Here is a 13886-nt window from a genome sequence, read left to right on the forward strand (position 1 = left end):
CGTTACGCGGAACCGCTTGTTTCGCCGGGCCACGACCGTGAGTATCGGAACCGTGACCCTGACGCGACCGGCACGTCTCACGGGCGCCGCGCTGTGCGCCGTGCTCGCACTCGTCTCCGCCGTGTGGGTCCTCAAGGACCTCGCCGCGGTCGGTTCGCCCGCCGACCTCTTATGGGTCTGGGCCGGTGACTACCAGTACGTCCTCCGGGGACGGGCCACCACCTCCCTCCTCGACCCCCTCCTCCTCGCGGTCTCCGTCGCCGCCGCCGTCGCCGCCCTGCGCTCCCGCCACGCGGCCTCCGCGCTCGCCGCCACCGGGGCCGTCACCCTCGCCGTACGCCTGCCCGGCGTCTGGGGCGCCGACAACACGGTGCTCGTCACCTCGCTGCTCGACATCGCCCTCGCCGTCGGCCTCCTCGTCACCACCGCCGCCGGCCGCCGCGACCCCCACTCGCCCGCCGACCAGGTCCCCACCCGGCCCCTGCCGGGCCGGGCCGCCGCCGCGGGCACGCTCCTCCTGACCGGCGCGCTCGTCGTGCTCGGGTGGGAGGTGTACGTCGCCACCGAACTGCCCCTGGAGTACATGGTCGACCGCTTCCTCGGCGGCCGGACCGTCATGGCCACGACCCTCGCGCCCCCGCCCACCTGGATGGCGCTGACCCTCCTCGGCCTGTACGGGACGGGGGCCCTCTCCGCCTTCGCCCGCGCCGGCCACGCCCGGGCCTTCGGGCTCCTGGGCGGCGCGTTCCTGACGACGTTCGGCCTCGCCGCGACCGTGGCGTACGTCCGCCTGGGCACGTTCGTCCACGTCTGGGACGGCGGCTCGGCCCTGGAGATCCTCTCCCTCCTCACCACCGTCTTCGAACTGCTCGCCGGGACCGCCGTCCTCGCCCTCCTGGCCGGCCGCGGCGCCCCCGCCGCCACGCCCGCCCGCCCCGGCCCGTACGGCCCCCAGGGCGCGTACGGACCGTACGGATACGGCCCGCCCGCGCCCCCGTCCTCCCCGCCGCCCGGCTGGTGACCGGAGAGCGTCCTACCTCGTGATCCCCAGCGCCCGCTTCAGGAAGTCCACCTGAAGCAGCAGCAGGTTCTCCGCCACCTGCTCCTGCGGCGTCATGTGCGTGACCCCCGACAGCGGCAGCACCTCGTGCGGCCGGCCCGCCGAGAGCAGCGCCGACGAGAGGCGCAGCGCGTGCGCGACGACCACGTTGTCGTCGGCGAGGCCGTGCACCACCATCAGCGGCCGCCCCGGCTCCTCGGGCGCGACGAGCCCGTCGTCGGTGAGCAGCGACTGCGTCGCGTACACCTCCGGGTCGTCCTGCGGGGTGCCCAGGTACCGCTCCGTGTAGTGGGTGTCGTACAGCCGCCAGTCCGTCACCGGCGCCCCCGCGACCGCCGCGTGGAAGACGTCGGGCCGCTGGAGGACCGCGCGCGCGGCGAGATAGCCGCCGTACGACCAGCCCCGGACCGCCACCCGCTCCAGGTCGAGCGGGAACCGCTCGGCGAGCGCGTGCAACGCGTCCACCTGGTCGTCCAGGGTCGGCGTGAAGTCGCGCAGGATCGCCTTCTCCCACGCGGGGGAGCGGCCCGGCGTGCCCCGCCCGTCCGCCACGACCACCGCGAAGCCCTGGTCGGCGAACCACTGGGACGTCAGATGCGGGTTGTGGGACGCCGTCACGCGCTGCCCGTGCGGGCCGCCGTACGGGTCCATGAGGACCGGCAGTGGCCCGTCCCCCTCCGCGTACCCCGTCGGCAGCAGCACCGCGCACGGGATCCGCCGGACGCCCGCCTCCGTGAGCCGTACGCGCGCGGAGATCACCGGCTTCTGGGCGTACGAGGCCACCACGGCGACCTCCTCGCCGTCGCGCAGCACCCGGGCGACGCTCCCCGGCGCACCGGGCCGCGCCGTGACCAGGACCGTCACCGGGCCGTTCCGTACGGCCCCGTGGACGCCGACGCCCTCGGAGAGCCGCTCGGCGCCCCCGGCGGTCACCCGGTAGACGTGGACCTCGCCGGTCTCCGGCGCCTCCGCCGAGGCCCCGGCGGAGGCGGAGACGAGCACGTCGTCCGCACCGGACCCGAGCACCGCCCGCACGTGCAGGGACCCGTCCGTCAGCGTCTCCTCGCCCACGACGAGCGCCCGCGCCCCGCTCTCGTCCGAGACCCGCACGAGCCGACCGTCCGGCGCCCACGCCGGCACCCCGGGGAACAGTTCGAGCCAGGCCGGGTCCTCCTCCGCCCGGACGGCCGACGTCTTCCCCGACGTGACGTCCACCGCGAGGTTCAGCTGCGCCCGCTGGTCCCGGCTCTGGACGACGAGGAGCGGCGCGCCCGCCGCCGACCAGTGCACCCGCGCGAGGTACGGGTACCGCCCGCGGTCCCACGCGACCTCCGTGCGCTCCCCGTCGAGACCCATGAGGAAGAGCCGTACCTCCGCGTTGGCCGTCCCCGCCGCCGGGTACGCGACCCGCTGCGGCTCCCGGTCCGGGTGCGCCGGGTCCGCGATCCACCAACGGCGTACGTCCCCGTCGTCCGCGCGCGCGACGAGCAACCGGTCGGAAGCGGGGGACCACCAGTACCCGCGGTCTCTTCCCATCTCCTCCGATGCGATGAATTCGGCCAATCCGTAGGAGACGTGCCCGTCCTCGGTTCCGGCGACCTCCCGATCGCCGGAACCGTCCGCTCCGATCACCCGCAACGCCCCCCGCGCCACATAGGCCACCAGCCGCCCGTCCGGCGACGGACGAGGGTCGATGACCGGACCCGGCACCGCCAGCTCCCGCGCCGTCCCGGCCCTCAGCTCGGCCGCGAACAGCCGTCCTGACAGGGCGAACGCCGCCAGCTCGACCGCCGAGTCCACCGCGTACGCCACGATCCCGGACGAGCCCTCCCGACTCCGCTCGCGCCGCGCCCGCTCCTCGGCGGACAGCTCCTCGGCCGCGCCGCCGAGCAGCACCGCCGGGTCGGCGGCCACGCGTTCGACCGGCGCGCCGTCGCGCGGCAGATCGAGAACCCACAGCTTGTGCGTGTGGTCGTCACCCGCGCCCGATCGGACGAAGACGACCCGCTCCCCGTCGGGGGAGACCGAGAAACCCCGGGGAACGCCCAGCGTGAAGCGCTGTGTCCGGGCGAACTGACGGGGGAAGGAGAGCGTCGCCCGGGGTGTGGGCGGCGTGTGCGGCGTAGAGGTCATGCGGCTGAAACTAGCGCCGTGCGCCCCCCTCGTGCCTCCGTCCGCCGATCGATGCGGCGGCACGGATAGTTATGATCCGTAGCGCTAGGTGGGTATGTACTCACCCGGCACATGCTCGTCGACCGTTCCGACCGACAGAAGAAGCGTGGAGGTGAACCGCCGTGGCACTCTCGATTTCGGTGGTGGTGCTGCTGGCGATCGTCGTCTTCCTGCTCATCCGGAAATCCGGTCTGAAGGCGGGACACGCGGCGATCTGCGCGCTCCTCGGGTTCTACCTGGCGAGCTCCTCCATCGCCCCGTCCGTCAGCACCCTGACGACGAACGTGGCCAACATGATCGGCGGCATCAAGTTCTGACGGGACGTCCCGACGGACCCTTCTGACGGGAGCGCCGTCCGGGAGGTCTCGTAGGCTGGGGCCATGTCCGATCTCCCCGCCCGTCGTCTGCTCCTCGTGCACGCGCACCCCGACGACGAGTCGATCAACAACGGCGCCACGATGGCCAGGTACGCGGCCGAAGGCGCCCTTGTCACGCTGGTCACCTGCACGCTCGGCGAGGAGGGCGAGGTCATCCCGCCCGAGCTCGCCCACCTGGCCCCCGACCGCGAGGACCGGCTCGGCCCCCACCGCGTCGGCGAACTCGCCGCCGCCATGGCCGAGCTCGGCGTCACCGACCACCGCTTCCTCGGCGGCCCCGGACGCTTCCGCGACTCCGGGATGATGGGCGCCGAGCAGAACAAGCGGGACAACGCGTTCTGGAACACGGACGTCGACACCGCCGCCCCGTACCTCGTCGAGATCGTCCGCGAGACCCGCCCGCAGGTCCTCGTCACCTACGACCCCGACGGCGGCTACGGCCACCCGGACCACATCCAGGCCCACCGCGTCGCCACCCGCGCCGCCGAACTCGCGGCGGACGCCTCGTACCGCCCCGACCTCGGCCCGGCCCACACGATCGCCAAGATCTACTGGAACCGCGTCCCGCGCCCGGTCGCCGAGGCCGGCTTCGCCCGCCTCCGTACCGAGGGCTCCGCCTTCCCCGCCGTCGCCGAGGTCGCCGACGTCCCCGGCGTCGTCGACGAGGACCGGATCACCACCGAGATCGCCCCCGACCCGGCGTACGCGGCCCGCAAGACCGCCGCCATGGCCGCGCACGCCACCCAGGTCGCCGTCGACGGCCCCTTCTTCGCCCTCTCCAACGACCTCGCCCAGCCGATCTTCACCACCGAGTACTACGAGCTGGTCCAGGGCGTGCCCGGCGCACCCGAAGGCACCCGCGAGACCGACCTCTTCGCGGGGGTGACCACCGCATGAGCACGCCGACCTCTTCCAGAGCCTCTTCCGGGGCCTCTTCCCCCGCCGCCGTCTCCCCGGCCGCCCGCTACACCTGGTACGGCGTCCTCCTCGTCCTCGGCGCCCTCGTCGGCACCGCCGGAGCGCTCGTCCAGGCCGCCTGGTTCCCCGCCGGCCTGCTCCTCGCCCTCCTCGCCACCGCCGGACTGTTCTACGGAGGGCTGCGCGCCACCGGCACCCAGCTCGGCGTCGGCGCCGCGGGCGGCGGCTGGCTCCTCGCCGTCATCTTCCTGAGCTTCGGACGCCCCGAAGGGGACGGCGTGTTCGGCGGCGGCATCGGAGAGCTGCTCTTCCTCTTCGGAGGCATGGCCGTCGCTGTGATCTGCACCACGATGTCCCGGCTCCCGCGACCGCCCCGGTGAACAGCCGCACTTGAGGCCCCGGGCGGCCCGACTTCGGCCGGAATACACGTCGTCGGCCGCCCGCGGGTCGGGTATGCGGCGGCGGTGCCCAGTATGGTGGTGCGCGCCGCCGAACCGCCCGGGTTACACGAGCCTCAGCAAGAGCGGGCGGTGGAGCCAACCGGGAGATCCTGCTTTGAGTCGTGAAACTGGTCGAGAGACTGACAGTTCGTCCTCCGGCGCCCAGGGGCGCGGTGGACAGGGACGCGGTGGAGCCGCGTACCCGTCGGGTACCCAGCCGTACGGATCCCGCCAGTATCCGTCGCTCCACCCCACGCAGGACGCGGCGGAGGAGACCCCCGCCGCGCCCGAGCCGCCGGAGGAGCCCAAGACCGAGACGACGCTGACGACCCGGATCCGGATCAACATCCCGGGTTCGCGTCCGATCCCGCCGGTCGTGGTCCGCACCCCGGTCGCCGACACGGCGGTCGACGGGACCGCGGACGCGGAGCCGGCGCCGGAAGCGGCGGCCCCCGCCGCGGAGCCGGCGCCCGAGCCCGTCGCGGCCCCCGAGCCGGTGACGGCCGAGGAGACGGCGCCGAAGGCGAAGTCCAAGGAGACGAGCGACTGGTTCGCCCCGCGCAAGGCGGCGCCGGGGCCCGCTCCGGCCGCGCTCGCGGCCTCTCCCGCGCCCTCTGCGCCTTCCACGCCTTCCGTACCCTCCGTGCCTTCCGCGCCGTCCATGTCGGACACCCAGGCCATGGGCTTCGCGGCCTCCGCGACCTCCGGCGTCCCGACGGTCGGCACGACCCCGTCGAGCCGCCCGGTGACGACGCCGACGCCCGGCCCGCAGGGTGCGGTCCCCGGCGCGGGCAACCCGCTGTACGACATGGGCACGCCGGCCGCCGGCGTACCGATGTACGACGGGACCCCGGCGGCGGGCACGCCGATGTACGACGGGACCCCGGCCGCCGGCGTCCCGATGTACGACGGAACCCCCGCGGCGGGCACGCCCATGTACGACGGCGGCGGCCTTCCCGTCGGCCCCACGGGCCCCCAGGGCGGCCCCGCCGGGCCGACGACCGGCCCGGTCACCGGCACCGCGAACCTCGCCGCCGGCGGCGCCCCCGCTCCGACGGCCCCCTTCCCCGGCACGGCCCCGACCCCGTCGGCGCCGTTCCCGGGAGGCCAGGGAGGCCAGGGAGGCCAGGGAGGCCCCGGCAACCCGGCGGGCCCCGGCGCGCCCGGAGCCCCCGCAGCCGGCGCGCCCCGCCTCTCCGACGACACGGCGATCCTGACCCCGCAGGCCCCGGCCCCCGCGCCGCGCCCGCCGCAGGGACAGCAGCGCCCGACGGCCCCCGGCGCCCCGGGCGCCCACGGCCGTGCCCCCGGCGACACCCTCTCCGGCGGCATGCAGGCGGTCCCGCCCACGGCCGCCCGGCCCAACCTGACCCCGCGCGTCGAGGAGCCCCGCAACCCGGCCCCCGCGCCCGCCCCGCACCCGGCGGCCCCGGCCCCGAACCGCGCCCAGGCGAAGAAGGGCCGCTCCAAGCTGGTCCTCGCCGCCGTCGGCGTCTTCGGCCTCGCCGGTGTCGCGTACGGCGCGGGCCTGCTCCTCAACCACGCCGACGTCCCGAAGGGCACCACCGTGCTCGGCGTGGACATCGGCGGCAGCACGAAGGAGGAGGCCGTCGCCACCCTGGAGGCGACCCTCGGCAAGCGCGCCCACACGCCGCTCCAGCTCAGCGTGGGCGGCAAGAAGGTCGCACTCGCCCCCGACAAGGCGGGCCTCGCCCTGGACACCCAGGAGACCGTCCGCGCGGCCGCCGGCAGCGACTACAACCCGGTCTCCGTCATCGGTTCCCTCTTCGGCGGCGAGCGGGTCGCCAAGCCCGTGTTCCCGGTCGACGACGAGAAGCTCGCCGTCGCCCTGACCGACCTCGCGGGCAGCTCCGCGCAGGCCACCGAGGCGACCATCCGCTTCGCGCCGAACAAGGTCACCCCCATCGAGGGCAAGGCCGGCGCCGGCCTCGACGTCCGCCACTCGATGATCTCGGTCAAGGACGCCTTCCGCGCCCAGGTCGAGACGGGCCGGAACAAGGTCGTCCAGCTCCCGGTCACCACCCTCAAGCCCTCGATCTCGAAGGCCGAGCTCGACCGGGCCATGAAGGAGTTCGCCCAGCCGGCGATGTCCGGCCTCGTCACCATCAAGGCGGGCGGCAAGCCGATCCAGTTCGGCCCCGCGCGCTCGCTGCCGCAGATCCTCTCCATGCGGGCCGTCGACGGCCGCCTGGTCCCGGTCTACGACACGAAGGCGATCGACCGTCTCCTCGACGGAGCCTTCGACGGCATCATGATCACGAAGGCCGACGGGACCAAGCAGCAGGTCTCCGCCGAGGACGTGGCCAAGGTGATGGGCAGCGCGCTGCTCGGCAAGAACGACGCCGAGCGGACGAAGACGATCGACCTGAACGCCAAGGGCTGACCGTACGCACGCGAAGGGCCCCACCCGGGAGGGTGGGGCCCTTCGCGTGTCGTCAGCGCTCCGGCTTCGCCGCACACCGGCGACACCCGCACGGCGGGTACCGCAACGGAGACTCGATCGGTACGGGCACGGGACCGGGCCCGCGCTCCGGTCGGTACGTCCGGCGGGGCGACCACGTACGCCCGCCGTCACGGGACACGCGGAGCGTGATCACCACTCGCCCCCGTACCGCTCCTGCTTCGCCCGCAACCACTCCTGGATCTCCCGCGTCTCGACCGCGTTCGCGGGCCGCAGGTCGCCCGCCCGGATCGTCGCCACGAAGTGCGTGAACCGCACCCTCCGCTGCTCCCCGTCCACGCCGATCACCTTGCCGGGCCCGTAGACGTCGGTACCGGTATGGGCGACGAAACTGCCAGTGTCGAGGGGGATTCCCATCGCGCGCCTTCCGCTCGGATTTCGCTGTGTGTGTTGTTCCGGTCACACAGTGCCGTGTCCGTCGCTAGCCTCGGGAGGGGGACGCGCGTGACTTCGGAATCAGCACAAGAGGGCTCGTGGGGAGGTCGCCGATGGCGATCGAGGACAACCCGGAAACCCGCCGGAAGTACGGCGAGGAACTGAAACGGCGGCGGGAGGCGGCCGGCCTGACGCAGGAGCAGCTCAGCGAGATCACGGTGATCTCACGCACCCATTTGGCACACATGGAGGCGGGGAGGCGGCGGCCGTCGGTGGAGGACGCGCAGCGGATCGACGGGGCGCTGAAGTCGGGGGACTTCTTCGTGAGGTTCCTGCCGACGCTGGACGGGAAGGTGGTGGCGGAGCACTTCGCGGAGGCGTTGGAGTTCGAGGGGGAGGCGGTGGCCATCCGCCTGTACGCCCCGAAGCTCGTTCCGGGCATTCTCCAGACAACTGCGTACGCACGCGAGGTCCTGAGTTCAGGCTCACCGCCGAAGAGAGACGAGGAGCGTGACAGGCTGCTCGTCACACGTTTGGAGCGGGCGCAGATCCTGGAAGATTTCGAGTCTCCCGTCGTCTGGGTCATGCTGGACGAGGAAGTGCTGAGGCGGCCGGTCGGCGGCCCGGCAGTGATGTGCGAGCAGCTGCGGCACATCCTGAAGCTAGGCGAGAGCCGCAGGATAAGGGTGCACATCCTGCCCCTCACGGTCGGCTACCACTCCCTGATGGAGGGTCTCGTCACGCTCATGTGGTTCGCGGACCAGCCCCCGATCGCGTACTCCGAGGGCCTCAAGTCCGGCCGAATCCTCGAAGATCCGACCGTACTGCGGGAATGTCAGGTGGCCTACGATCATGCTCTCGGCGACGCGCTCTCGCATCGCGAGTCGCTGGCACTGATCAGATCGGTAGCGGAGGAATACGAGCATGCAGCACGGTACGACCAGCATCCCTGACGCCTCGATCCTCCCGGCCTGGCGCAAGTCTTCCTACAGTGGCGGCGAAAGCGGCGACTGCCTCGAAGTCAACGACTCCGTCGTCGACGCCGTCCCCGTCCGTGACTCCAAGGTCCCCAACGGCCCTGCCGTGGTCTTCGGTTCGGCTGCCTGGGGCCGGTTCGTGGACGGTCTGAAGTAGGAAACCGGTAGAGGCTCCCAGGGCGGGGGTTTCTTGAGGGTTCCTGGTGCGGCCGCCCTCTTTCCGAGTGTGGCGGCCTCCACCGCCGCGTCAAGGGCAAGTCGGCGGAGCCGATGGCCTGCGGCCACCCTTGACCCGGCGGCGGAGGCCGCCTGTTCACACTCGGAGGGCGGCCCGGGGCGGGGCCGCCGGGCAGGCCCGGGCAGTGTCCGGGGTTGGGGGCGGAGTGGCACGCCGGTGGGGTGGGGCTGGGTTCGCGGCCGATGCCGGTGGACGAAGTCCGGCCGGTGGGGTCGCGCGGCAGTGGAATGGGGCGGCGGGGCCGAGCTAAGCGGCTCCCGGCCGTCCCCGGGCTGGGCTTCAGGCCCCGCTGGTCACTCAGATCACTTTGACCACTTCCGCCGCTCTGGCTGGGTGGTGGATGAGCATTTCCCTCGCGAACTCGCGGTGACCCCACGGGAGTGGGGTGCAATCCCGGCATTTCCACCCTGTGGGCGTCAACCGCGCGACTTTGGTCGATCCGAGGGGCCTCACCTCCCACCGGGAGTGACCGGCGGGGCTTGAGTCCCGACTCCCTGCCGACGTGAGTCGCTGAGCCGGGCCCGGCAGCCCCATCCCACTCTCGCGCGACCCCACCGGCGGGACTTCGTCCACCGGCCTCGGCCGCGAACCGAGCCCCACCCCACCGGCCGGTCACTCCGCCACCCACCCCGGACACTGCCCGGGGCTGGCCGGTGACCCCGGCCCTCGGGCCGCCCTCCGAGAGTTGTTGCGCAGCTTCCGGTGCCGGGTCAAGGGTGGCCGTAGGCCATCGGCTTCGCCGACTTGCCCTTGACGCGGCGCCGGAAGCTGCGACTCTCGGAAAGAGGGCGGTCCCACCAGGAGCCCGTCAGACACCCCCGCCCTTCGGGCCTAACCCCCCGACGCAGTCGGGGTGTTGTTGACCGCGAAGACCTGGTGGCCCGCCGCGCAGGGGTGGTCGGCGTACTTGTCGGACGTGCCGCCGCCCAGGGTGACCTTCTCGCCCTCCTTGGCGAAGACCTTGCCGTCCGGCTCGTACACGACGGCTTTGCCGTCCTCGATGCGGGCGGTCCAGCCGTACCCCCAACTGAGGGGAACGACGTTTCCGCCCTGCGCCGCCTTCGCCGCCACACAGTTCTCGTCGGTGACCACGAGGGTTCCCGGCAGGGCCGCCAGGAGCGCGGCCGTGGGGTCGTTCTTCGCCCGCAGGATCAGCCGGGGTGGCGTCGCGGGGGCGGGGGCAGAGGTCGCCCGCGAGGTCGGGGTGGTCGGGGTGGTCGGGGTGGTCGGAGGAGTCTCGGTGGGGGAGCCGCAGCCCGCGACTCCGGTCAGCAGGAGCACTCCCGCCGTGGCGGCCGCCGCTCGGCGTGCTGTGGTGCGGGTTCTGGTGCCGAACTGGTCTGTCATCGCATCCCGTCCGATCGTCGGGCGCACGAGTGAGGTGCGCTCCGGAGTGGGACGGCGGTGCCGCCGTACGGGTTCCGTGCGGCGGCACCGCCGTGTGTCAGCCGACTTCCAGCGAGACGCCCCAGGTGTTCAGGACGGTGCTGATGGGCACGTAGTTGATCCAGCGCGAGCAGCCGACGTTGTAGGCGTCGGGGTTCACGGTGCCGCACGCGTTGGTCATGGGGCCGGCGTTGATGTCCGCGCTGATGAGGATGCCCCGGGCCTGTACGCCGCCGGTCACGGTCTTGAACATCGGGCCGCCGCTGTCGCCGTGGCCGCCCATGATCTGACCGGCCGGGGCCGCCACCTGGATGACGCCGATGCGCACGCCGTGTTCGTTCACGTAGACGTCGGAGTCGTCGTAGACGGTGCCGCAGTGCTCGCCGGTGGTGGCGCCCGAGGAGCAGACCGGGTCGCCGGGCCAGTTGGAGGCCCACCCTTTGACGAGCGAGGTCGTGGTGGAGGCGTAGCCGCCGCGGAAGACGCTCGGGGTGGTGGCGGGCGAGTCGGACGGGTCGATCAGCATCGAGTCGATGCTCTCGATGACGGCGACGGAGGCGCTGCCGGGGGCGATGGTCTGCCCGGCCCCGTCCCGTACGGCCAGGTTCCCGGTGAAGTCGCAGTGGCTGGCGCTGAGGAGCTTGCCCGTCGATCCGGCCAGCACGGCGAAGCCGGTCGAGCAGAGCCCGTCGTTGTTGCTGGTGCGGATTCCGCCCTTCCAGGGCGGGGCGTCGTTGGTCCGGGAGAAGAGGGCGTCGTCGGTGAGCGCCTTCACGCCGAGCTTGAGCTTGACGTCGGGGACGCGGGCCGCGTCGCGCAGTTCGGGCAGGGGGTCGACGGCGGCCCGGGTGCGGGCGGCGACGCCGACCGTGACCCCGCTGCCGTCCGCGTTCAGCTCGCTCCAGGTGATGCCGAGGCGGGCGGCGGCGGGGCTGTTGAGCAGCCGGGTGCGGGCGGCCTCGGCCTCGGCGCGGGAGTACTTGGCGCCGGTGCGGATGGTGACCTTGACGCCGTAGGGGTTGCCGGCGGCGTAGGCGGCGATGTCGGCCGGGGGAGTGCCCTTCCAGAGGAGGGTGATGGCCCGGCCCGGGTAGTCGGTCTCCTGGCGGGCGAAGCCGCGGGACGCGCCGAGTTCGTAGAGGCGCTCCGCCACGACGGGTATGACGTCGTCCGCCGGGGAGGCGGCGTCGAGCCCGGCGGGCGGAGGGCTGGGTTCCACGGTCCACGCGGAGCGGTCGAGGGGCTCGTAGGGGACGGCCTGGGCCTGCGGGGGCGTGGGGCTGTCGGGCCGTGGTGCGGCGGCTCCGGGTGTGCTTCCGAGTGCGAGAGCGAGCAGGGTCGTGCCGAGCGTTACGGGTAAGAGTCTGCGTTTCACGTGTCCTCCGTGCCGGAACGAACCCCGGGAGGGGGATACCCCCCGGGGGTTATCGACGGCACTTTAGGACGTACGTGTGTTCGTGTCTGCTCTCTTCCGTGTTTTCCGTGAGGAGTGGCCGGATACGGTCGCTGCCCGCGCGGTCAGCCCTGCTTGATCGCGGAGATGTCGAACTCGAGGACGACCTTGTCGCCGACGAGGACGCCGCCGCCTTCGAGAGCGGCGTTCCACGTCACTCCGTACTCCTTGCGGGAGATGGTGACCGAGCCTTCGAGTCCGACGCGGAGGTTCCCGTAGGGGTCGACGGCGTTGCCGGTGTACTCGAAGTCGATGGAGACCGGCTTGGTCGTGTCCTTGATGGTCAGGTCGCCGGTGACGCGGTACTCGGTGTCGGACGTCGGCTCGACCTTCGTGGACCGGAAGGTGATGTCCGGGAAGTTCGGGGCGTCGAGGAAGTCGTTGTTGCGGAGGTGCTGGTCGCGCTGCTCGACGCCGGTGTCGATGCTCTCGGTCTTGATGACCACCTGGACGGTGGACTTGGCCGGGTCGGCGCCGTCCAGGCGGGCGGAGCCCTCGAACGTCTCGAAGTGGCCGCGCACCTTCGTCACCATGGCGTGACGGGCGACGAACCCGATGCGGGTGTGGGTGGGGTCGAGGACGTACTCGCCGGTGAGCTCGGGAAGCGAGACGCTGGTGCTGATGGACGTGGTCATGGTTCCTCCGTGGGGGTGAGGGGATTCCCGACGCACGCTAGGGCGCGGACGAATTCCGACCGCCGGGACGGCACGGAGTCGCGTCGGATTGCACCCGTACCGGTGAAGCCCGCTTCCCCGATGACGAATGCCTCGCGGCGGCGGGGGCAGACTGGCGGCGTGCGCATCGTGATGATGACGGCGGGGTCGCGGGGCGACGTCGCGCCGTACACGGGTCTGGCCGCCGGGCTCGTGACGGCCGGACACGAGGTGACCCTGGCCACGCACGGGATGTTCGAGCCTCTCGTGGCGGGGTCGGGGGTGCGGTTCCGGCCGCTTCCCGTGGACCCCCGGGCCGAGCTGCACTCCGCGCGCGGCCGACGGCTGCACGACGCGCGGACCGGCGCGGGGAAACTCGTACGGCTGGCGGCCATGGCCAGGGGGTCGGTCGACGAGATGACGGCGGCCCTGGTGGACGTTGCGCGAGGGGGCGAGGTCCTGCTGGTCGGCGGGGCGCTGGGGCCGCTCGGGTACGCCATCGCCGACGGCCTCGGGGTGCCCGCCGTGGGGCTGCACCTCCAGCCGCTCCATCCGACCGGGGAGTTCCCCGCCCCGGTCCTGGGGACGCGGTCGCTGGGCGCGGTGGGGAACCGGCTGAGCGGACGGGCCGTCATGGCGTCCGTGGAGGGGATGTTCGCCGGCTCCGTGCGCTCGCTGCGCAGGCGGCACGGCATCGCGACGGCGGGCCGGTCCCGGCGGCCGGCGCGCGTGGTCATGCACGGCTACAGCGAGCTCGTCGTCCCCCGGCCGCCGGACTGGCCCGCCGAACTGGTCACGGCCGGGTACTGGTGGCCGCACGAGACGAGGGGGCTGTCCCGGGAGGTGGAGGACTTCCTCGCCGCCGGGCCCCCACCGGTCTTCGTCGGCCTGGGCAGCGCCACCGTGCCCGACCCCGCACGGGTCAGCCGCGAGATCGTCACCGCCCTGCGCGCGGCCCGGGTGCGCGGGATCGTCCAGCGGGGCTGGGCCGGGCTGGACGCCCGGGGCGACGACATCCTGACCGTCGACGACGAGCCGCACTCCCTGCTCTTCCCCCGGACGGCCGCCGTCGTCCACCACGCGGGCGCGGGCACGACCGGCGCCGTCCTGCGCGCCGGGGTGCCCAACGTGCCGGTCCCCGTCCAGTTCGACGCGGCCTTCTGGGCGTCACGGCTGACCGCGCTCGGCGTCGCCCCCGGCGTCCTGCCGCTCCGCCGGCTCACCTCCGAAGCCCTGACCGCCGCCCTGCGCCGGGCGACGCGGGACGACGCCCACCGCGAGCGGGCCCGCGCCCTGGCCCACCGCCTGGCCGATGAGGACGGAATCGCCCCGGTTCGTGCCGTGCTCGCGTGAGG

The 13886-nt window shown here is 73.2% G+C and carries 13 protein-coding genes; 8 read left to right on the plus strand and 5 right to left on the minus strand.

Annotation, left to right across the window (positions count from 1 at the left end; all coding sequences use genetic code 11):
- The first annotated feature begins 52 nt into the window (after positions 1 to 52).
- Complete coding sequence (locus ACFC0Z_RS11280) at positions 53 to 1021, plus strand: hypothetical protein (RefSeq protein ID WP_376435316.1); 969 nt, start codon at positions 53 to 55, stop codon at positions 1019 to 1021.
- Positions 1022 to 1033: 12 nt separating this feature from the next.
- Here ACFC0Z_RS11280 and ACFC0Z_RS11285 read toward each other — a convergent pair whose 3' ends face one another.
- Entirely contained in the window at positions 1034 to 3193 is a 2160-nt protein-coding gene (locus tag ACFC0Z_RS11285) for an alpha/beta fold hydrolase (protein ID WP_376435319.1), read from the minus strand.
- 161 nt (positions 3194 to 3354) lie between these two features.
- Between ACFC0Z_RS11285 and ACFC0Z_RS11290 the strand changes: the two genes are divergently transcribed.
- The 4 genes from ACFC0Z_RS11290 to ACFC0Z_RS11305 all read left to right on the plus strand — a co-directional run bounded on the left by ACFC0Z_RS11290 (position 3355) and on the right by ACFC0Z_RS11305 (position 7371).
- On the plus strand, positions 3355 to 3549 hold the full coding sequence (locus ACFC0Z_RS11290) for a hypothetical protein (protein WP_360811686.1): 195 nt from the start codon (positions 3355 to 3357) through the stop codon (positions 3547 to 3549).
- 63 nt (positions 3550 to 3612) lie between these two features.
- Positions 3613 to 4506: an N-acetyl-1-D-myo-inositol-2-amino-2-deoxy-alpha-D-glucopyranoside deacetylase gene (gene mshB / locus ACFC0Z_RS11295; protein WP_376435323.1), complete on the plus strand. Its 894-nt coding sequence runs from the start codon at positions 3613 to 3615 to the stop codon at positions 4504 to 4506.
- The gene (locus ACFC0Z_RS11300; protein WP_376435326.1) at positions 4503 to 4907 is read left to right on the plus strand and encodes a DUF6113 family protein; all 405 of its coding nucleotides are present in this window, start codon (positions 4503 to 4505) and stop codon (positions 4905 to 4907) included. Before mshB ends, ACFC0Z_RS11300 begins: the two co-directional genes overlap by 4 nt.
- A 73-nt stretch (positions 4908 to 4980) precedes the next feature.
- Positions 4981 to 7371: a hypothetical protein gene (locus tag ACFC0Z_RS11305; protein ID WP_376435329.1), complete on the plus strand. Its 2391-nt coding sequence runs from the start codon at positions 4981 to 4983 to the stop codon at positions 7369 to 7371.
- A 210-nt stretch (positions 7372 to 7581) separates the two neighbouring features.
- Here ACFC0Z_RS11305 and ACFC0Z_RS11310 read toward each other — a convergent pair whose 3' ends face one another.
- A complete protein-coding gene (locus ACFC0Z_RS11310) occupies positions 7582 to 7806 on the minus strand; it encodes a hypothetical protein (RefSeq protein WP_376435331.1) in 225 nt (74 codons plus the stop codon).
- A 131-nt stretch (positions 7807 to 7937) separates the two neighbouring features.
- Here ACFC0Z_RS11310 and ACFC0Z_RS11315 point away from each other — a divergent pair, with 131 nt between their 5' ends.
- Both ACFC0Z_RS11315 and ACFC0Z_RS11320 read left to right on the plus strand, forming a co-directional pair.
- Positions 7938 to 8777, plus strand: a complete 840-nt coding sequence (locus ACFC0Z_RS11315; RefSeq protein ID WP_376435333.1) for a Scr1 family TA system antitoxin-like transcriptional regulator — start codon at positions 7938 to 7940, stop codon at positions 8775 to 8777.
- A complete protein-coding gene (locus ACFC0Z_RS11320; RefSeq protein ID WP_376435336.1) occupies positions 8749 to 8958 on the plus strand; it encodes a DUF397 domain-containing protein in 210 nt (69 codons plus the stop codon). The genes ACFC0Z_RS11315 and ACFC0Z_RS11320 overlap by 29 nt, the downstream gene beginning before the upstream one ends.
- A gap of 912 nt (positions 8959 to 9870) precedes the next feature.
- Here ACFC0Z_RS11320 and ACFC0Z_RS11325 read toward each other — a convergent pair.
- From ACFC0Z_RS11325 to ACFC0Z_RS11335, 3 genes are all read right to left on the minus strand, one after another.
- Positions 9871 to 10386 (minus strand): hypothetical protein, encoded by a 516-nt coding sequence (locus ACFC0Z_RS11325; protein WP_376435339.1) that lies wholly within the window; start codon positions 10384 to 10386, stop codon positions 9871 to 9873.
- A gap of 97 nt (positions 10387 to 10483) precedes the next feature.
- Positions 10484 to 11800, minus strand: coding sequence for a S1 family peptidase (locus ACFC0Z_RS11330; RefSeq protein WP_376435341.1), 1317 nt, complete (start codon positions 11798 to 11800; stop codon positions 10484 to 10486).
- Positions 11801 to 11943: 143 nt separating this feature from the next.
- Positions 11944 to 12513 (minus strand): YceI family protein, encoded by a 570-nt coding sequence (locus ACFC0Z_RS11335; protein WP_376435344.1) that lies wholly within the window; start codon positions 12511 to 12513, stop codon positions 11944 to 11946.
- A gap of 174 nt (positions 12514 to 12687) precedes the next feature.
- Here ACFC0Z_RS11335 and ACFC0Z_RS11340 point away from each other — a divergent pair, with 174 nt between their 5' ends.
- Positions 12688 to 13884, plus strand: coding sequence for a glycosyltransferase (locus ACFC0Z_RS11340; RefSeq protein WP_376436639.1), 1197 nt, complete (start codon positions 12688 to 12690; stop codon positions 13882 to 13884).
- Positions 13885 to 13886 lie beyond the last annotated feature (2 nt).

This window comes from Streptomyces sp. NPDC056144 (assembly GCF_042264145.1).
Taxonomy (GTDB): Bacteria; Actinomycetota; Actinomycetes; order Streptomycetales; family Streptomycetaceae; genus Streptomyces.